This window comes from Pseudodesulfovibrio sp. 5S69, from assembly GCF_037094465.1.
GTDB classification, from domain to species: domain Bacteria; phylum Desulfobacterota; class Desulfovibrionia; order Desulfovibrionales; family Desulfovibrionaceae; genus Pseudodesulfovibrio; species Pseudodesulfovibrio methanolicus.
This window is the reverse complement of sequence record NZ_CP146609.1, coordinates 4,015,867-4,035,198: the sequence shown is the minus strand read 5'-3', so window position 1 is coordinate 4,035,198 and position 19,332 is coordinate 4,015,867. Positions and strand designations below refer to the sequence as shown.

The following is a 19,332-nucleotide window of genomic DNA, read 5'->3' as shown; positions in this document are numbered from 1 at the left end:
CATGGCTGTCCCCAAGAAGAAAACGTCCAAGTCCCGCAAGGGCATGCGCCGTTCCCACGACAAGATCGCCGCTCCCAACGTCATCTACTGCGAGTGCGGTGAGCCCACTCTGCCCCATCGTGCCTGCTCTGTCTGCGGCTCCTACAAGGGACGCCAGGTCATTGACGGCGAAGATGCCTAAGACCGACGGAATCCAGGCTCCGCGCATCGCCGTGGACGCCATGGGGGGAGACTTCGGGCCCGGCGTCGTCGTGCCCGGAGCGGTCAGCGCCGCACGCGAAGGCATCGCCATAGTGCTCGTCGGCGACGAGGAAAAGGTTCGGGCCGAGCTCGCCAAGCTCGACACCAAGGGGCTGGACATCGAAGTTGTCCACTGCTCCCAGGTGGTCGAGATGGACGACAAGCCCGCCGACGCCCTGCGCCGCAAGAAGGACTCCTCCATCCAGGTGGCCTGCCGCCTGGTCAAGGAAGGCAGGGCCAACGGCGTGGTTTCGGCCGGCAACTCCGGTGCGAGCGTGGCCTGCGGCATGTTCGTCCTCGGGCGCATTCCCGGCGTGCAGCGCCCGGCCCTGGCCGGCATCCTGCCCACCGAGAAGAACCCGGTGGTGCTCATCGACGTGGGCGCCAACGTGGATTCCAAGCCCCAGCATCTCCTCCAGTTCGGCCTCATGGCCGACGTCCTGGCCCGGCACGTCCTGGGCATCGAGGACCCGTCCGTGGGCATCCTGTCCATCGGCGAGGAGGAGGGCAAGGGCAACGCCGCCGTGCGCGAGGCCTTTGACCTGCTCAAGCGTTCGCAGCTGCGGTTCATCGGCAACGTCGAGGGCCGTGACATCTTCACCGGCGAGGTGGACATCGTGGTCTGCGACGGCTTTGTCGGCAACGTGGCCCTGAAGCTCTCCGAAGGGCTGGCCCGCTCCCTGAGCCGCATCCTCAAGGACGAGCTCAAGTCGAGCTGGCTGTCCATGCTCGGCACGCTGCTCTCGTTCGGCGCGTTCAAGCGGTTCAAGAAGATCGTGGACTACGCCGAATACGGCGGAGCCCCGCTGCTCGGCCTGCGCGACATCGTCATCGTGGCCCACGGCAAGTCCAACGAGCTGGCCATTACCAATTGTATCCGCATGGCCGCCACCAGCGTCCGCAACAATGCCTACGGCCACCTGGCCGAAGGCGTGGCCGCCCACAAGGGGCTGGCCGCAAAGCCCGACAGGGACGCGGCCTGACGTATCCCGCACCGGCGGGATGTGAAAGATCTTGCGCAGCTTGACCGCGCCGTACCATTGTCATAAACACCCAATCCATGACCAATTTCATTCTTCGCGGCTTTGGCCTGTACGCCCCTGACAAGGTCCTGACCAACGCCGATCTCGAGAAAATCGTCGATACCTCGGACGAGTGGATCACCTCTCGCACCGGGATCAAGGAGCGGCATCTTGCCGCCGAGGGGCAAGCCGCTTCCGATCTGGCCCTTGAGGCCTCGAAGCAGGCACTGGAGGAGGCGGGCATCGCCCCGTCCGAACTGACCCACATCATCTGCGCCACCTTCACCCCGGACTCCCTCATCCCGTCCGCCGCCTGCCGCCTGCAGGAGCGGTTCGGCATCACCGGACAGATGTGCATGGACGTAGCGGCCGCCTGCTCCGGCTTCCTCTACGCCCTGCAGACCGCGCGCGGTCTGCTCTGCCTGGAGCCGGAAGCCAAGGTCCTGGTGGTCGCCAGCGAGATCATCACCCGGCGCATGAACTGGGAGGACCGGGCCACCTGTGTGCTCTTCGGCGACGCCTCCGGGGCCGCGGTCCTGACCGCCGGCGAACCCGGCGACGGCCCCGAAGTCCTGGACGTCATGCTCGCCGCCGACGGCTCGCTGGGCGACCTGCTCACGGTCAACGGCGGCGGCTCGGCCTACTCCTACAAGCTGGGCGAACCCGTCGGTCCCGAATATTTCGTCGAGTTCCAGGGCCGCGAGGTCTTCAAGCACGCCGTGCGCAACATGACCGAGATTTCCGAGGCCATCCTCAAGCGCAACGGCCTGGCCAAGTCCGACGTGGACGTGCTCCTGCCGCACCAGGCCAACTACCGCATCATAGACGCCGTGGGGCGCCGCTTCGACATCCCCGAGGAACGCGTCTTTTCCAACATCCACAAGTACGGCAACACCTCGGCCGCGGCCATTCCCGTGGCCCTGACCGAGGCCGTGCACACCGGATTCATCAAGCCCGGCGACCTGGTCCTCATCCCCGCCTTCGGCGGCGGGTTCACCTGGGGCGCGGCCCTGATTCGGTTCTAGGATTTGAAACGGCTGTTTGTTTGCTTTTTGCGGACAGATGGTGAATAAACTTTTTGGTTACGATCCAGGGGCCAATTTGCAGTCCGTGACCAATTGGTATATTGGGTCCTGACCACAAGAGAACGACAAGAGGGTATGAGATGAGCGATCTTCCCAAAGTCGCCCTGGTTACGGGCGGTTCCCGAGGCATCGGCCGTACCGTGGCCGAGACGTTGGCCGCCGACGGTTTCGAGGTTTTCCTGACGTACGTGAGCCGCCCCGAGGCCGCCGAAGAGGTGGTGGCGTCCATCGAAAAGGCGGGCGGCAAGGCCCGCGCCTTCCAGCTCGATTCCGGTGACCGCGAGGCCATCGCAGCGTTCTTCAAGGACGAGATCAAGGGCAAGGCCGAGCTCGCGGTCCTGGTCAACAACGCGGGCATCACCCGCGATGGCCTGATGATGCGCATGAAGGACGAGGACTGGGACAAGGTCATCCACATCAACCTCACCGGCTGCTTCGCCTTTCTCAAGGAAGCCTCCAAGATCATGGGCAAGCAGCGCTTTGGCCGGATCATCAATATTTCGTCCATCGTCGGCCAGATGGGCAATGCGGGCCAGGCCAACTACTGTGCGGCCAAGGCGGGCCTCATCGGCCTGACCAAGTCCGCCGCCCGCGAATTGGCCGGGCGCAACATCACGGTCAACGCCGTGGCCCCCGGCTTCATCGAGACCGACATGACCGCCGAGCTGCCCGAAAAGGTCGTCGAGGCCATGCTCGAACAAATTCCATTAAAAACCCTCGGGCAGTCCGGGGATATCGCAGCCGCCGTCTCCTTCCTGGCCGGCCCCGGAGCCGGGTACATCACCGGTCAGGTGCTGGGCGTGAACGGCGGCATGTACATGTAATCTAGCAAAAAAACTCATTTGTGTAGTGGAGGAAACTATGTCCGACGTAGCAGCGAAAGTGAAAGAGATCATCGTGGATCAGCTGGGCGTGTCCGAAGACGAAGTCATCGAGAGCGCCGCGTTTGTCGAGGACCTGGGCGCCGACTCCCTGGACCTGACCGAGCTGATCATGGCCATGGAAGAGGAGTTCGACCTGGAGATCGATGACGAGCAAGCGCAGAAGATTCTCAAGGTCGGCGATGCCATCTCGCACATCGAGAAGGCCATCTAAGTTTGACCGAGTAAAGTACATATATTGTGAGCGTCTTACGCACCCCGGTGGTGTAAGACGCTCCTTTTCGTTACCCCAACCCAGACACATCAACGGGCAGGTATTATGAACAGGGTAGTTGTTACCAGTGTTGCCGCCGTCACGCCCTGGCAATGACGTCGAGACCAGCTGGCAGAACCTCCTGGCCGGGAAATCCGGCATCGGCCAGATCACCAAGTTCGACACCACGGACTATGCCACGACCATCGCGGGCGAGGTCCGGGGATTCGATCCCGAACAGTACATCGGCAAGAAGGAAGTGCGCCGCATGGAGACGTTCACCCAGTACGCGGTGGCCGCCTCGCGCATGCTCCTTCAGGATGCGGGCTGGACCATTCCCGAGGACGAGCGTTCCCGGGTCGGCACCATCATCGGCGTCGGTCTGGGCGGCCTCGAAAGCATCGAGGAATGCCATTCGAAGCTGCTGAAGCGTGGCCCGAAAAAAGTGTCGCCCTTCTTCATCCCCATCTTCATCGCCAACATGGCCGCCGGGCAGGTGTCCATCGAGACCGGTGCCATGGGACCGAATATCTGCACCACCACCGCCTGCGCCTCCGGCACCCACGGCATCGGCACGGCCTACACCGACATTGCCATGGGCCGCGTGGACGCCATGATCTGCGGCGGGTCCGAATCGACCATCTCCCACCTGGCCGTGGCCGGGTTCAACGCCATGAAAGCCCTGTCCGTGCGCAACGACGAGCCCGAGAAGGCCTCCCGTCCCTTTGACAAGGACCGCTCCGGCTTCATCATGGGCGAAGGCTGCGGCCTGCTGCTTCTGGAGAGCCTGGAACACGCCCAGGCGCGCGGCGCGAACATCCTCGCCGAGGTGGTCGGCTACGGCGCGTCCGGCGACGCCTACCACATGACCGCCCCGCCCGAGGACGGAGCGGGCATGGCCTTTGCCATGGCCGCCGCCATCCGCGAGGCCAAGGTCGATCCCTCGAAGATCGACCACATCAACGCCCACGGCACCTCCACCTACCTGAACGACCTCTGCGAGACGCGGGCCATCAAGAAGGTCTTCGGCGACCACGCCTACAACATCAAGATCTGCGCCAACAAGTCCCAGATAGGGCACCTGCTCGGCGCAGCGGGCGGCGTCGAAGCGGTCTTCGCCGTCAAGACCCTGGCCGAGGGCGTCATCCCGGGCACCATGAACCGCGAAACACCCGACCCGGAATGCGACCTCGACGTCTGCGCCGACGGTCCGCAGAAGATACAGGCCGAATACGCCCTGTCCAACTCCTTCGGATTCGGCGGCACCAACGCCTGCGTCCTGTTCAAACGCTTCACCGGGTAACCGGCGATTACGAAATTAAAAGGGCCGCTTGAGCGGCCCTCTTCTGCGCCTCCGGCGGCCGGGAGAGAGGGAACCCTTTGAGAAAGGGTTCCCTCTCCCTTCCCCGGACTCCCATCCCTCTCCCCTCCTGAACCTTCTGGGCGCTTCGCGGGGACGCAGGGAAAGTAAATTCGGATTAATGGGGTAAACCGTCTTGCCTTATCGTCTATATGCCGGATACAAGGGGCGGGCGTGAGGGTTAGCGCCGCACCCCGCGAAGCGGCGGTAAAAAGTTTTGAAGGGGTGTCCAGAGGCATTCTTCCTCCACCCATGGCACAACCGGGACAGCTTGAACGAGTGTTCCGTATTGATATAAGGACGGATCTCCAGTGCACGGGGCACGGCGGGAGCGCCTGCCGGGAGCGGTGAAAAAGCCGTGACCGTCGAGGTGGCGCGAGGATCGCCAAACTCCCCGCTTGGGCTGGGAAGCCATTCGCATCCACATTTTACCCACAGAGGATATCACCATGGAAGAGCTGTTTATCCAGGACCCGGCTGTAGCCGCCGCCATTGCCGACGAGATCGACCGCCAGGTCTCCAAGCTGGAGCTCATCGCCAGCGAGAACTTCGTGTCCACCGCCGTGCGCCAGGCCCAGGGCTCGGTCATGACCCATAAATACGCCGAAGGCTATCCGGGCAAACGCTGGTACGGCGGGTGCGAGTTCGTGGACGAGGTCGAGGACCTGGCCCGCGACCGCGCCAAGGAGTTGTTCGGCGCGACGTATGCCAACGTCCAGCCGCACTCCGGTTCCCAGGCCAACATGGCCGTGTACTTCGCGGCCTGCGAGCCCGGCGACACCGTGCTCGGCATGGACCTGTCCCACGGCGGCCACCTGACCCACGGCTCCCCGGTCAACTTCTCGGGCAAGCTCTTCAACATGGTGCACTACGGCGTGGACAAGGAGACCCAGACCATCGACTACGACGCGGTCGAGGCCCTGGCCAAGGAGCACAAGCCGACCATGATCATCGCGGGCGCGTCCGCCTATCCGCGCATTATCGACTTTCCCCGTTTCCGTGCCATCGCCGACGAGGTCGGTGCCAAGCTCATGGTCGACATGGCCCACATCGCGGGCCTGATCGCGGCGGGCGAGCACCCCTCCTGCATCGAATACGCCCACTACACCACGACCACGACCCACAAGACCCTGCGCGGCCCGCGCGGCGGCATGATCCTGAGCTCCGAGGATCTGGGCCAGGAGCTCAACTCCAATATCTTCCCCGGCATCCAGGGCGGCCCGCTGATGCACGTCATCGCGGCCAAGGCCGTGGCCTTCGGCGAGGCCCTGTCGCCCGGTTTCGTGGAGTATCAGCAGCAGGTGGTCAAGAACGCCAAGCAACTGGCCGCCTCCCTGACCGAGGCGGGCTACAAGCTGGTCTCCGGCGGCACCGACAACCACATGATGCTGCTGGATCTGTCTGAAAAGGACTACACCGGCAAGGACGCCCAGATCGCCCTGGACAAGGCGGGCATCACGGCCAACAAGAACACCATCCCGTTCGAGACCAAGTCCCCGTTCCAGACCTCGGGTGTGCGCTTGGGCACTCCGGCCTTGACCACCCGCGGCATGATCGAAGAGGACATGATCGTGGTCGCCGAAGCCATCGTGGCCGCGCTCGACAACATGAGCGACGACAAGACCCTGGCCAACATCGCCGAAGAAGTGGAGGAGTTCGCCCGCGAATTCCCGCTCTTCGCCTGGTAGGCCGAGCCTGATACGCCTTTAAAAAGCCCCGGTCCGCGTGTGCGGACCGGGGCTTTTTTTGCCTCCGGCGGCCAGAGGGGGAACCTCTTGAGAGAGGTTCCCCCTCTGGACTCCCCCTCCAGAACTTTTTGTGGCCGCTCCGCGGGGTGCGGCGCCTTGAGGTGGGCTACCTCAGCGTCTGGCTCAAAAACTGCGTGAACCGGGCCCAGGACTTTTCGTCCGCGTCCTTGCGGTAGCGGTCCGTGCCCCAAACGGTGAAGGCGTGGGGCGCGCCGCCGTAGGTGGTCATTTCGTGAGGGATGCCCGTGGCCTCCAGTTCATTGGCCAGGGCCGCGAACTGGCTCATGGGCACGGACTGGTCGGCCGAGCCGTGGAAGACCAGGATGAAGCCCTTGGTGGACTTGTAGTCCTGGCCCTCGGGCGTGGCCAGGCCGCCGTGGAAGGTCACGAACGCCTTGAGGTTCACTCCGGACCGGGCCAGCTCCAGGACCGCCGTGCCCCCGAAGCAGTAGCCCATGGCCACGGCGTCGGCCAGGTTGGCACCCAGGTCGGCGGCCTTGTTCAGCCCGGCCATGAGCCGCGTGCGCATGGTCTGCCGGTCGGCGTACAGCTCGCCGGTCAGCCGCTTCTTGTCCTCAAGCTTGGTGGGACGCACGCCCTTGCCGTACAGGTCCACGGCGAACACGGCATAGCCCAGGTCCGCGAGCATCCCGGCCCGCTTCATTTCATAGTCGGTCAGCCCGTCCCAGTCGTGGACCAGGAGGACCAGCGGCGCCTTGGCCGCCGGGCTGATGTAATACCCCTCGAACGGCTCCCCGTCGATCTCGTAGTCCACCGTCCGCCCGTCCGCCGCCAGGGCGGTGTACGGAAGCAATAACAATGACAATATGATAAGTGATTTTTTCATGGCGTTCTCCTTGGCTTGGAAAGGGTCCAATACCGGGAGATTAGCACAGGTGGGGCGACAGGTGTGAGAAAAATCGGCAGGTCAGTATCGGGCCTCGATTTGCTGTATGGTGCCGTCCTCGTGCATTCCTCGCAGCGCTCGGTTGATTTTCTCCAGGACTTCCCGTCGGTCCAAGCACTTGGAAAAGCCGATGTAGTTGTCGTCGCGGACAAAAGGCGTGTCCAAGATGACGAACTGGTCGCGGTTTTCCATGAGCGTCTCGTCCCCGGCGATGGTCACGCGGACCGAGGCCTCGCCCGGACCGATCAAGGCCGCGTCGATGCGTCCGGCCAGGAGCATGCGCAGCCGGGAGGTTGCTCCGGAGTCCTCGCTGGGGGTGAATATCCTGTCCTTGGCCCGGTCGAACCCGTCGCCGTAGGAGGCCCCGCGCGTGACGCCCAGGGTCTTGCCCCTGAGATCCTCCATCGAGCGATAGGGGAACTCGTGCCCTTTGATGACCACCAGGCGCATCTCGTCCACGTACATGAGCTCGGAGAAGTCGAACAAGGCCTGGCGCTCCTTGTTCTTGGACAGGCCGAAGATGCCGCCCCGCGCATCCATGGCGTTCAGGTAGGCCCGTTTCCAGGGCATGAGCCGGAGGTCGACGGTCAGGCCGGAGCGCGTTTCGACCTCGTGCAGGATGTCCACCAGGATGCCCTTGGCACGGCCGTTTTCCATCCAGGATTTGGGCGGCTTGCTGTCGTTGCCGAAGATGACGATGGGGTCGGCGGCATGCGCGGGCGGAGCGGAGAGCTGGGCGACGAAGAGGGAGAGGAAGGCGAGGAGCAGGGTGAAGGGGCGCATGCGTCGTGTCCTGTGGGCCTATGGTCCCGGCGGCGTTTCCATGCCGCAGCCCGCGCACTGCCCGCAGCCTCGGGCCGAGCAGCCGGGGCTGACCTTGGCGGCCTTGGCGCGCTCCCATTCCTTCCACATATATTCGCGCCTGACGCCGATGTCCACGACCTCCCAGGGGAAGACCTCGTCCCGGCCGCGCTCGCGGTCCAGAATCCGCGCGGGGTCGCCGCCCCATATTTTGAGCGCTTTCTTCCAGCCGCCATGGTCGGCCGCCAGGAGGATGAATTCGGCCAGCTCCTCGCCGCCGCGCGCCAGCAGGCCCTGGAGCCGGGCCTGGAACGGGTCGTCGTGTTGCAGGGTCACGCCCTTGTAGGGCTTGGCCAGCTTCTCCAGGCTCTTCATGCGCGCGTTGAGGGCCTCCTCGGAGAGCATCGGGGCCCACTGGAACGGGGTGAACGGCTTGGGCACCAGGGAACTGACCCCGATGGTGATGCGCATGAACTGTTTCTTGCGTCCGCCGGGCTCCTCGCCGCGGATGCGCACGATCTCCGCCAGGAAGTCGGCCAGTTCCGCGTAGTCCTCGTCCGTCTCGCCGGGCCAGCCCGCAATCATGTAGATCTTGAGGTGGTTCACGCCGTAGCGGGCGCATAGCCGGACCGCGTTCAGAAAGTCCTTGGGGTCGAGCTTCTTGCTCATCATCCGCCTGAGCCGCTCCGAGGCCCCTTCCAGGGCCAGGGTGACGGTCCGGATGCCGCGCTCGCGCAGGTAGACGAGCAGCTCCTCGGTGATGCCGTCCGCGCGCATGGAGGAGAGGGAGAATTTCTTTTTGCGTTCGTGCAGCCACTTGAGGAACGGGAGCAGGTCGGGCCAGTCGGTCAGGGCCGTGCCCACCAGCCCCACCTTGGGCGGGTCGGCCAGCTCTACGATACGCTTGAGCTCGTCCAGGTCCGCGTGGCGCGGGGGGCGATAGATGTACCCCGCCGCGCAGAAGCGGCAGCCGTAGGGGCAGCCCCGGTTGACCTCCAGCAGCAGGGTGTCGCGGAAGGCCGCACGGCCCGAGATGAAGCAGGAAAACGCCGGGTCGGTCAGCGGACCCTGTCCGCCCGAGGTGACGCGCCTGACCGGGGTCCTGGAGCGGCCCGGCGCGTACACGCCGTCCATGTCCTTGACCGTTTCGAGGATGGTTTCCCGGTCCGCGCCGTCAAAGACCAGTCTGCGCAGGGTATCGAAAAATTGGAGAAATCGGTCGTCGGCCTCGCCCACCCAGAAGCAGTCCACGAACGGGGCGATGGGCGCCGGGTTGAGAAAGGCCACCGGCCCTCCGGCCACGACCAGGGGAAGAGATGGGCGTTCCGCCGCAAGCGGCGGAACGCCCGCTGCCAGGAGCGTTCGAGGAAGGCTGAGGAAATCCTCCTCGAACGTGATGCTCCAGGCTATTACAGGGAATGAGGATAGTGGGCTGTTCGATTCGCGCGTACGGGGCTCCGCGCCCTCGGTGGTACCGAGCTTGTCGGGAAAGACCCGCTCCACGGCCAGCCCCGGCGCTTCGGCCAGGGCCCGGTATACGGACTGCCAGCCGAGCGCGGACAGGGCCGCCTTGTCGCCTCCGGGGACGGCCAGCGCCACGGGCAGCCGGCCGCCGAGGTCGGGAGCAGGGGGCTCCGACACGCCATGATACAGGGTACGGGTACCGATGAGGGCACCCCCTTACACGCGCCGCATATCGCGTCTAGTCCACGTTCTTGCGGATGAACGCGGGAACGTCGAGGTTGTCTTCCTCGAAGATGAACTCCTCCTCGCCGGGACCGGCCACGGCGCGCTGGGAGACCTGTCGGGAGGGCAGGTCCGTGGTGTTCAGTTCGCCGCCCGCCTTGCGCAGGTAGGCCGGAATGTTGCGGTCCGTGTTCAGGACCCGCTGGTGCCCGGCGCGGCGCGGCTGCTCGGCGGACTTGTTCACGCCGCGGGGTCCGAGCAACAGCAGCTTCTGCTGTTCGGCCTTGGACAGGGCCGGTTCCGGCTCCTCCATGGCGGGCTCGATGCCCGTGGCGATGACGGTGATGCGCATTTCGTCGCCCGCGTCCGGGTCGAAGACCGTGCCGAAGAAGATCTCGGCGTCGTCGTGGGCTTCCTTGTAGATGATGTCCGCGGCTTCGGAGACCTCGTCGATGAGCATGTCCGGGCCGCAGGTGATGTTGATGAGCACGCCCTTGGCGCCCTCGATGGACACGTCCTCCAGCAGCGGGGAGGTGATGGCCTTCATGGCCGCCTCCTTGGCCCGGGATTCGCCCGAGGCGATGCCGGTGCCCATGAGGGCCATGCCGGAGTTGGACATGGCCGCCTTGACGTCGGCGAAGTCCAGGTTGATCAGGCCGTGCACGGTGATCAGGTCGGCGATGCCCTTGACCGCGTAGTAGAGGACCTCATCGGCCTTCTTGAGCATGTCCGAGAAGGACGCCTTCTTGGCGGCCAGTTGGAGCAGGCGGTCGTTGGGGATGGTGATGATGGAGTCGACCACGTCGGCCAGGGCGCGGGTGCCCTCCTCGGCCTGTTCCAGGCGGCGTTTGCCCTCGAAGTAGAAGGGCTTGGTCACGACGCCGACGGTCAGCGCGCCGAGCTCCTTGGCCACCTGGGCCACCACCGGAGCGGAACCGGTGCCCGTGCCGCCGCCCATGCCGGCGGTGATGAAGACCATGTCCGAGCCGTCCAAGGCCTCGCGGATCTGGTCCATGGACTCCATGGCAGCGGACCGGCCGATCTCGGGGTTGGCGCCCGCGCCGAGCCCCTTGGTCAGCTTTTCGCCGATCTGGATCTTGTGTTCGGCCAGGGACTTGTGGATGTCCTGGCTGTCGGTGTTGGCAACGATGAACTTCACGCCCTTGAGCGCGGACTGGATCATGTTGTTGACCGCGTTTCCGCCGCCGCCGCCACAACCCACGACCTTGATTTTGGCGTTGGTTTCATGTTCGATTTCGAAATATTCCATTTCCGTGTCCTCCTCAGTTTGTTCCCTGTTGAGCGTTTCCCTGTATCCTCAAAATCACTTCCCGTTTATGCGATGTCCGAGAACCACTTCTTCATCCTGCCGACGATGCGGTCGAAGCCGGAGTCGTCGCGGATCTTGAAGGGCCGGACCTTGTTGTGCAGGCCTTCCTCTTCGGCCCCGTGGAGCAGCAGCCCCACGGCCGTGGCGTACTTGGGACTTCTGACCTCCTCGGCCAGGCCGCCGATGCCCTCGGCCGGAATGCCGATGCGCACCGGCAGGTCGAAAATCTGTTCGGCCAGCTCCTGCATGCCGTCGATGAGCACGGTGCCGCCGGTCAGGACCACGCCCGCGGCGATCATGTTCTTGAACCCGGACTTGATCAGCTCCTGGTCCACCAGGGCGAGGATCTCCTCGCAGCGGGGCTCGCAGATCTCGGCCAGGACGCGTTTGCTCATCTTGCGCGACTCGCGGCCGCCCACGCTCGGGACCTCGATGATCTCCTCGCTGGTGACCAGGTCGGCCATGGCGCAGCCGTAGTCCATCTTGATCTTCTCGGCGGACATCATCGGCGTGCGCAGCCCGTAGGCAATGTCGTTGGTCAGGTTGTGGCCGCCCAGCGCCAGCACACTGGTGTGCTTGATGGAATCCTTGGAGAAGACCGCGATGTCCGTGGTCCCGCCGCCGATGTCCACCAGGGCCACGCCGATCTCGCGTTCCTCGGCCGAGAGCACGGCCTTGGATGAGGCCAGGGACTCCAGGACGATGTTGGAAACGTCCAGGCCGGAGCGGTTGCAGGAGCGGATGATGTTCTGGGCCGAGGTCACCGCGCCGGTGACGATGTGGACCTTCACTTCCAGGCGCACCCCGGCCATGCCCAGCGGATCGGCGATGCCGCGCTGGTCGTCGACGATGAATTCCTGGGGCAGGGTGTGCAGCACCTCGCGGTCCATGGGGATGGCGATGGCCTTGGCCGCCTCGATGACCCGGTCCACGTCGCGCTGGGTCACTTCGCCGCCCTTGACCGCGATGACGCCGTGGGAGTTGAAGCCCTGGATATGGCTGCCCGCGATGCCCGCGTACACGGTGCGGATGTCGCAACCGGCCATGAGCTCGGCGTCCTCCAGGGATTTCTTGATGCACTGGACGGTCTTCTCGATGTTGACGACCACCCCCCGGCGCAGCCCCGTGGAGGGAGCGGTGCCGATGCCGATGATGTCGACGCCGTTATCAGTGGCCTCGCCGACCACGGTGCATATTTTGGTGGTGCCCACGTCCAAGCCCACTATGAGATCGTTTCTAGCCATACTGACTCCTCTGTTGTTCCCTGTGAGATATTGTCGGGCGCTAACCCGCTGCCGGGTGTTCGCGCTTCTGTATCCAGATCTTGTCGCCGCTGGCCGCGATAATGGCCGCGTCGTTAAATTCGTTGCGCCGCATGAGGTCGCGCCAGACCACCTTGAGCCGCTCCAACTGGACCTCCCAGCGGTCCATGGACAGTTTCACGGTCAGCCCCTTGCCGCCCGCCGCGCTGTCCAGGTAGATCTCGAGTTCGTGGGCGCTGGTCAGCTTGATCCAGGCGGTCTGGGCCTGGGTGAAGGGGGTCTGTTGGTCGGCCATCTTCTTGAGGATGCCGGTCAGGACCTCGGGGCCGTCGGGCAGGTTCTCGGCCACGCTCAGGATGGGCAGGGAAGCCTGCTCGCCGGGGTGCATGGGCGCGATGACCCGGCCCTCGGCGTCCGCGAAATACAGGCCGTCGCCCTGGCGCACCCAGAAGGCCGGGACCTTCTCGCGCACGTCGATCAAAAGCCGGTTGGGCAGCTCGCGGCGTACGGTCACGGAGTCGATCCAGGGGTTGGCGTCGAGCCGGTTCTTGACCTCGCCCACGTTCATGTTCAGGCAGTTGAGGCCGAGCTCCACCTTGGCGCTCTTGAGGATGTCCTCGTAGCTCAGCCGGTCGTTGCCCGCCACGCGGATGTCCTTGAGGTCGAAATAGGGGTGCACGGTGATATAGCGGTACCCGTAGAGCAGCCCCACGCCGAGCACGGCCACCACGGACAGCGCCAGGCTAAGCATGACCATGCGGACCATGAACCGTCCCGCTCCGGCCAGTCTGCGCGGGGATCTCTCCCTCGTCAGCAGGGGGTTCGCGGGTTTTCTGCGCTTGCGGGAGTTGCCGCGGGCGGTGCGCTTTCCGCCGATGTTCAGGCGGCTCTGTTTGCCCATGGTCAGGGTGCTCACAGTACGATGACCTCCGGTTCGAGAGTTATGCCGAATTGTTCCTTGACCCGCTTGCGGCCCATGTCCATGAGGGCGAGCGCGTCGGCGGCCTTGCCGCCGCCCAGGTTGACGAGAAAATTCGCGTGCACGTCCGAAAAGGCCATGTGCCCCAGGCGCACGCCCTTGAGACCCGCCTTGTCCAGGAGTCTGCCCGCGCTCTCGTCCGGCGGGTTCTTGAACACGCAGCCCGCGGTCCGGGCCGCGACCGGCTGGGCGGCCTTCTTCTTTTCGTAGACGTCGCGCATGGACAGGCGCACGGCCTTGGGGTCGGATTCCCGGAGGGCCAGCTCCACTTCCCAGACCAGGCACTTGCCCGGCAGCTTCACCGGGGAGAAGTGGCGGTAGTCGAAGATGCACTGGTTGCGGTCCAGCCAGGCCAGCCCGCCGGACGGGGACCAGATCCGTACCCGGGTGACCAGGTCGCCGATCTCCACGCCGTAGGAGCCCGCGTTCATGGCCACGGCTCCGCCCACGGTGCCGGGGATGCCGGTCATGCCCTCCAGGCCCGTGAAGCCCGCCTTCTGCGCCCAGCCGAGCAGGCCGGGCAGCCTCAGTCCCGCGCCGCAGCGGACGATGAGGGCCGACCCGTCGCGCTCCACGCGCTCGGGGCCGGGGCAGTCGGCCACGCGGACCAGGGCCAGCTCCAGGGGATCGTCCCCGGCCAGCAGGTTGCTGCCCGCGCCGATGACGAACGGCGGCAGGGTCTCCCTGGTCAGGAAGGCCGAGAGTTCGTCCAGGTCGGCCTCTTCGCGCACCACGGCCTCGACCACGGCGGGGCCGCCGAGGCGCAGGGTGGTCCGCTCCGAGAGCAGGGGATTGGCGATCAGTTCAAGCGGCATCCTACAGCTCCTCGTCTCCGCCGCCGTCTTCACGGCCGTCTTCCTGTTCGAGCCAGTTCTCGCCGATCTTCCAGATGGAGCCCGCGCCCTGGGTCATGAACAGGTCGCCGGGCCTGAGAATGTCCTTGAGGCGTTTTTCCAGGGACTCGAAGTCAGGGAAGAACTGCACCTTGGTTTCGGAGACCTGTTTGATGCCCTGGGCCAGGGACAGGCCGGATACGCCGGGAATGGGGGACTCCGAGGCCGGATAAATCTCGGTCAGCAGCAGCAGGTCCGCGTCGCCGAAGGCCTTGCAGAACTCGCCGAACAGGGCCTGGGTGCGCGAGAAACGGTGGGGCTGGAAGGCGACCACCAGCCGCCGGTCCGGGTAGCACTCCTTGGCCGTGCGCAGGTTGGCCATGATCTCGGCCGGGTGGTGGCCGTAGTCGTCGACCACGATGACGCCCTTTTTCTCGCCCTTGCGCTCGAAGCGCCGCCCCACGCCGCCGAAGTTGCCCAGCCCCTTGATGATCTCATCCTTTTCCAGGCCGACCTCCAGGGCCACGCCGATGCAGGCCAGGGCGTTGAGCACGTTGTGCGTGCCGGGCTGGGCCACGGTGACCTCGCCCCACTCCTCGCCGTCGAGCCAGACCTTGAACAGGGAGCGCAGGTGGGAGCTGATGATCTCGCCCCGAAGCTTGTTCTGCTTGCCCAGGCCGTAGGTCAGGTAGGGGCGCTTGATCAGCGGGAGCAGCCGCTGTACGCCCTCGTCATCGCCGCAGACCACGTTCATGCCGTAGAACGGGGCGGAGTTCATGAAGCGCATGAACGACAGGTCGATGGCGTCCTGGTTGTCGTAGAAATCCATGTGGTCCTTGTCGATGTTCGTGACCACGGTGATGATCGGCGCCAGACGCAGGAAGGAGCCGTCCGACTCGTCGGCCTCGGCGATGAGGTAGTCGCCCTCGCCGAGCCGCGCGTTGGCCCCGTAGGTGTTCAACCGCCCGCCGATGATGACCGTCGGATCGAGGCCCGCCTCGGTGAAGATGGTCGCCAGAAGCGACGTGGTGGTCGTCTTGCCGTGGGTTCCGGCCACGGCGATGCCGGTCTTCAGGCGCATCAGCTCGGCCAGCATCTCGGCGCGGGGGATGATCGGGATGCCGCGTTCCCTGGCCTCGACCAGCTCCGGGTTCTTGTCCGGGATGGCCGTGGACTTGATGAGCACGTCGGCCTCGCCCACGTTGTCGGCCCCGTGGCCGATGTAGACCGTGGCCCCGAGCTTCTCCAGCCGCCGCACCGCGGCCGACGCGGACAGGTCCGAGCCGGTGATCTTGAAGCCCATGTTGATGAGCACCTCGGCTATGCCGTTCATGCCCGAGCCGCCGATGCCGACCATGTGGATGCTGTTCACCCTGGCCCGCATGGCCGGGCAGGCCTCCCCGCCCACGGTCAGATAGGGTCCCTGTGCTGCCATAATTTATAACTCCTGCCCGGCTATGGCGGCCAACCCGGCCACGATGTCCCGCGCCGCGTATTGGCTGGCCATACCTTTGGCCGCTGTTTCCATTGATTCGAGCCGACCGCGGTCGGCGAGCAGTTCGAGCACGCGGTCGGCCAGGGACGCGCCGCTCAAGCCCGACTGGGGCAGCAGCACGGCCGCGCCGATGTCCGACATGGCGCGCGCGTTCATTGTCTGATGGTCGTGGGTGGCCTGGGGGAAGGGCACGAAGATGGCCGGAGCCCCCGCCGCCGCGATTTCGAAGACCGTGGACGCCCCGGACCGGCAGATCACCAGATCGCAGGCCGCGTATTCGGCGCCCATGTCGTCGATGAATTCCCGGACCTGTGCCGGGTCCGCGCCCGCGGCCCGGTAGGCTGCGCGTACGCGGGAAAAGTCGATCCGGCCCGCCTGGTGAACCAGTTCCACCCCGGCCTCCATGAGCTGGGGCAGGGCCTCGATGACCGCGTCGTTGATGGGTCGGGCGCCTTGGCTGCCGCCGAAGACGAAAAGCCGCTTGCCCGCGGTCCGGCCTCGCCGCCGTTCGCCCGCCTTGAAGATCTCGGGCCGCACCGGATTGCCGGTCAGGAAGGTCTTGTCGGCCGGGAACACGCCCATGGTGTCCGGGAAGCTCAGGAAAATCCGCTTGACCATCTTGCCCAGGACCTTGTTGGTCACGCCGGGCACGGAGTTCTGCTCGTGCACGGCCGTGGGAATACCAAGGATGCGCGCGGCCAGTACCGGGCAGAAGCCCGCATACCCGCCAAAGCCGATGACCGCCTCGGGCCGAAACCGCCAGACTTCGTACAGTGCTTTGGGGATGCCCGTGCCCAGCCAGCCCAGGCCGGACAGGACGCCGGGGACGCCCCGGCCCATGACCCCGCTGGCGGGCAGCTCCAGGAACTCCAGGCCGTGCCTGCGGGCCAGTTCGCCCTCCACGCCGGGGCCGCCCATGAACAGGATGCGCACGCCCTTGTTGTACTCGCGCAGGGCCGTGGCCACGGCCAGGGCCGGGAATATGTGGCCGCAGGTGCCGCCGGTGGTCAGAACGACGCGGTTCAGGCTCATGCCTTCACCCTCCGGGAGAGGTTGAGCAGGATGCCCGCGCAGATGAAGGACACGATGAGGCTCGATCCGCCGTAGGAGATAAACGGCATGGCCACGCCCTTGGGGGGAACGGTACCCAGCACCACGGCCAGGTTCAGGACCATGCCGAGCGCCAGGATCAGGGTCGTGCCGAAGGCCGTGAAGCGGTCCTGCAGGTCCTCCAGCTTCAAGGCGATGCGGAAGGCCCGGAACAGGAACAGCCCGACCAGGATGAAGAACAGGGACATGCCCACGAAGCCGAGCTCCTCGCCGACCACGGCCATGATGAAGTCGTTGTGCGCCTCGGGCAGGAAGAAGAGCTTGCACTGGCCCGCGCCGATGCCGGTGCCGAAGATCTTGCCCGAGCCGAAGGCGTAGAGGGACTGGACCAGTTGGTAGCCCTCGTTCTGGGCCACCTCGAAGGGGTGCCGGAAGGCGGTCCAGCGCTTGACCCGGTAGGGCGAGGAGGAGATGAGCATCCAGCCCGCGCCCCCGGCGGAGATGAGCGAGATGAACAGGTAGCTGAACCGGGTGCCGCCCGCCAGACACATGAAGAAGAGCAGGCCGCACATGACCACGGCCCCGCCGAAGTCCGGCTGGAGCAGGAGCAGGCCGCAGAGCAGGCCCGTGACCATGAAGGGCGGCAGGAAGCCGACCGAGAAGGTCCGGACCAGGTCCTGCTTGCGGGCGAAGAAGTAGGCCAGGTACAGGACCAGGGCCACCTTGGCGTATTCCAGGGGCTGGACGTTGACCGGGCCGATGCGCACCCAGCGGCTGGCCCCGTTGACGCTGGCCCCGAGCGGGCTGATGCACAGGGCGAGCAGAACGATGGCCAGCCCGACCCAGAAGTAGGTCAGGGAGTAGATGGCCTTGCGGGGAATCTGGACGAGGGCGGCCATGATCACGATGCCCGTGCCCGTGAACATCAGTTGGCGCTTGAAGAAATAGTAGGTGTCGCCGTAGATGCGCTCGGCCATGATGCCCGAGGAGGACAGGACCATGATCAGGCCGAACCCGGCCAGCATCAGGGTGGCGGTCAGCAGCCAATAGTCCATGCGGCCCTTTTCGCCGCCTTTCTTGCCGTTCAGCGAGCTAGCCATCGAGCCCCTCCACCGCGCGTTTGAAATCCGCGCCGCGCTCGGCCATGTTCTTGTACTGGTCGAAGCTCGACGTGGCCGGGGAGAGCAGGACCACGTCGCCCGGCGCGGCCAGCGAGGCCTGCCGTCTGACGGCCGCTTCCAGGGTCTCGTCCCAGGTCACGGAAAAATGTCTGCCCAGCTCGGGCTCCAGGATGTCGCGCGAGCCGCCGAACAGCCCGACCGCCGCCACGCGGCCCTCGATGCCCTGGGCGAATTTGGCCACGTCGCCGCCCTTCCACACGCCGCCCATGAGAATGCGCACCGGGCGCTCGAAGGCGTGCACCGCGGCCTCGGCCGCGTCCAGGGTGGTGGCCTTGGAGTCGTTGACGTAGAGCACGCCGTTTTTTTCGACCACGGGCTCGATGCGGTGGGGCAGGGGACGGAACGCGCGGATGGCCTCGGCGGCCTGTTCCTCGCTGACCCCGAACCGCTTCACGGCCTGCCAGGCGGCCTCCACGTTGGAGCGGTTGTGCTCGCCCAACAGGTGCGGGGCCTCGAACCGGGAAGTCGGGCCGAACCACTCGATGTGCGCGCCGGTGAAGGTGCGGCCGTCGAGCAGGGGGTGCAGGGACTCGTGCAGGAGCGCGGTATCGTCCAGGGTCATGCGGCTGAACAGGTGCAGCTTGGCGTCCAGGTATTCGTCCAGGTCCTCGTGGTAGTCCAGGTGGTTGGCGGAAAAATTCAGGAACACGCCGACGTGCGGCTTGAACAGGCGGCAGTTCTGCAACTGGAAGCTGGAGACCTCCAGCACGATGATCTCGGCGGGCTCCATGTCCAGGAGGTATTCGCACAGGGGCACGCCGATGTTCCCGCCGGTGAACACGCGGCGGCCGGATTTCTCCAGGATTTCGGAGATCAGCGTGGTGGTCGTGGTCTTGCCGTTGGACCCGGTTACGGCCAGGATCGGGGCCTCGATGAACCAGGAGGCGAGCTCCAGCTCCGAGACCAGGTTGCGGGCCGGGATGCCTTCAAGCACCGGGGCGAGCTTGCGCACCGGCACGCCGGGGGAAAAGACGATCATGTCCGCGTCCGCGAAGTGCGCCTTCTCGTGGGGACCGGTGACCAGCTCCGCCTTGCCCTTGAGCGGGCCGAGCTTCTCTTCGCCGACCGTTTCGTCGCGGTCGACCACGCGCACTTTCGCCCCGAGCACGTCCAGAAGCCGGGCGGCGGCCAGGCCGGACTTGCCGGTGCCGACGACCACGGCCTGCTTGCCGGTGAGGATGGCCTCGTTGATGAAGTTGCGGACGATGCGGTTCACGGC

The 19,332-nt window shown here is 65.5% G+C and carries 17 protein-coding genes and 1 pseudogene; 7 read left to right on the top strand and 11 right to left on the bottom strand.

Translation table 11 applies throughout. The annotated features are described in order from the left end of the window. Nucleotide 1: 1 nt before the first annotated feature. The 7 genes and pseudogenes from rpmF to glyA all read left to right on the top strand — a co-directional run bounded on the left by rpmF (nucleotide 2) and on the right by glyA (nucleotide 6,529). Nucleotides 2-181, top strand: a complete 180-nt coding sequence (gene rpmF / locus V8V93_RS18875) for a 50S ribosomal protein L32 (protein WP_338668183.1) — start codon at nucleotides 2-4, stop codon at nucleotides 179-181. A 10-nt stretch (nucleotides 182-191) separates the two neighbouring features. Then, nucleotides 192-1,223, top strand: a complete 1,032-nt coding sequence (gene plsX, locus V8V93_RS18870) for a phosphate acyltransferase PlsX (protein WP_338670210.1) — start codon at nucleotides 192-194, stop codon at nucleotides 1,221-1,223. Nucleotides 1,224-1,300: 77 nt separating this feature from the next. Further along, nucleotides 1,301-2,287 (top strand): beta-ketoacyl-ACP synthase III, encoded by a 987-nt coding sequence (locus V8V93_RS18865; RefSeq protein ID WP_338668181.1) that lies wholly within the window; start codon nucleotides 1,301-1,303, stop codon nucleotides 2,285-2,287. Nucleotides 2,288-2,427: 140 nt separating this feature from the next. Then, on the top strand, nucleotides 2,428-3,171 hold the full coding sequence (gene fabG / locus V8V93_RS18860) for a 3-oxoacyl-[acyl-carrier-protein] reductase (RefSeq protein WP_338668180.1): 744 nt from the start codon (nucleotides 2,428-2,430) through the stop codon (nucleotides 3,169-3,171). A gap of 37 nt (nucleotides 3,172-3,208) precedes the next feature. Beyond that, the gene (locus V8V93_RS18855; RefSeq protein ID WP_338668179.1) at nucleotides 3,209-3,442 is read left to right on the top strand and encodes an acyl carrier protein; all 234 of its coding nucleotides are present in this window, start codon (nucleotides 3,209-3,211) and stop codon (nucleotides 3,440-3,442) included. Nucleotides 3,443-3,547: 105 nt separating this feature from the next. Beyond that, nucleotides 3,548-4,784 (top strand): annotated as a pseudogene (gene fabF, locus V8V93_RS18850) (beta-ketoacyl-ACP synthase II). 506 nt (nucleotides 4,785-5,290) lie between these two features. Beyond that, nucleotides 5,291-6,529, top strand: coding sequence for a serine hydroxymethyltransferase (gene glyA, locus V8V93_RS18845; protein WP_338668178.1), 1,239 nt, complete (start codon nucleotides 5,291-5,293; stop codon nucleotides 6,527-6,529). 166 nt (nucleotides 6,530-6,695) lie between these two features. Here the strand turns inward: glyA and V8V93_RS18840 are convergent, their stop codons facing one another. The 11 genes from V8V93_RS18840 to murD all read right to left on the bottom strand — a co-directional run bounded on the left by V8V93_RS18840 (nucleotide 6,696) and on the right by murD (nucleotide 19,329). Further along, nucleotides 6,696-7,436 carry a dienelactone hydrolase family protein gene (locus V8V93_RS18840; RefSeq protein ID WP_338668177.1) on the bottom strand — a complete coding sequence of 247 codons (741 nt, stop codon included), beginning with the start codon at nucleotides 7,434-7,436 and terminating at the stop codon, nucleotides 6,696-6,698. 81 nt (nucleotides 7,437-7,517) lie between these two features. After that, the gene (locus V8V93_RS18835; RefSeq protein ID WP_338668176.1) at nucleotides 7,518-8,279 is read right to left on the bottom strand and encodes a substrate-binding periplasmic protein; all 762 of its coding nucleotides are present in this window, start codon (nucleotides 8,277-8,279) and stop codon (nucleotides 7,518-7,520) included. An 18-nt stretch (nucleotides 8,280-8,297) separates the two neighbouring features. Continuing rightward, a complete protein-coding gene (locus tag V8V93_RS18830; RefSeq protein ID WP_338668174.1) occupies nucleotides 8,298-9,938 on the bottom strand; it encodes a radical SAM protein in 1,641 nt (546 codons plus the stop codon). A gap of 61 nt (nucleotides 9,939-9,999) precedes the next feature. Next, nucleotides 10,000-11,253 carry a cell division protein FtsZ gene (gene ftsZ / locus V8V93_RS18825; RefSeq protein ID WP_338668173.1) on the bottom strand — a complete coding sequence of 418 codons (1,254 nt, stop codon included), beginning with the start codon at nucleotides 11,251-11,253 and terminating at the stop codon, nucleotides 10,000-10,002. Between the two features lie 65 nt (nucleotides 11,254-11,318). Continuing rightward, a complete protein-coding gene (ftsA, locus tag V8V93_RS18820; RefSeq protein WP_338668172.1) occupies nucleotides 11,319-12,557 on the bottom strand; it encodes a cell division protein FtsA in 1,239 nt (412 codons plus the stop codon). Nucleotides 12,558-12,597: 40 nt separating this feature from the next. Next, a complete protein-coding gene (locus V8V93_RS18815) occupies nucleotides 12,598-13,491 on the bottom strand; it encodes a cell division protein FtsQ/DivIB (protein WP_338668171.1) in 894 nt (297 codons plus the stop codon). Then, entirely contained in the window at nucleotides 13,488-14,369 is an 882-nt protein-coding gene (gene murB, locus V8V93_RS18810) for a UDP-N-acetylmuramate dehydrogenase (protein WP_338668170.1), read from the bottom strand. Before murB ends, V8V93_RS18815 begins: the two co-directional genes overlap by 4 nt. A 1-nt stretch (nucleotide 14,370) precedes the next feature. Beyond that, nucleotides 14,371-15,771: a UDP-N-acetylmuramate--L-alanine ligase gene (gene murC / locus V8V93_RS18805; protein ID WP_338670209.1), complete on the bottom strand. Its 1,401-nt coding sequence runs from the start codon at nucleotides 15,769-15,771 to the stop codon at nucleotides 14,371-14,373. 54 nt (nucleotides 15,772-15,825) lie between these two features. Continuing rightward, nucleotides 15,826-16,908: an undecaprenyldiphospho-muramoylpentapeptide beta-N-acetylglucosaminyltransferase gene (murG, locus tag V8V93_RS18800; protein WP_422394429.1), complete on the bottom strand. Its 1,083-nt coding sequence runs from the start codon at nucleotides 16,906-16,908 to the stop codon at nucleotides 15,826-15,828. Between the two features lie 2 nt (nucleotides 16,909-16,910). Continuing rightward, complete coding sequence (ftsW, locus tag V8V93_RS18795) at nucleotides 16,911-18,032, bottom strand: putative lipid II flippase FtsW (RefSeq protein WP_338668168.1); 1,122 nt, start codon at nucleotides 18,030-18,032, stop codon at nucleotides 16,911-16,913. Beyond that, on the bottom strand, nucleotides 18,025-19,329 hold the full coding sequence (murD, locus tag V8V93_RS18790; RefSeq protein WP_338668167.1) for a UDP-N-acetylmuramoyl-L-alanine--D-glutamate ligase: 1,305 nt from the start codon (nucleotides 19,327-19,329) through the stop codon (nucleotides 18,025-18,027). The genes ftsW and murD overlap by 8 nt, the downstream gene beginning before the upstream one ends. Between the last annotated feature and the right edge of the window lie 3 nt (nucleotides 19,330-19,332).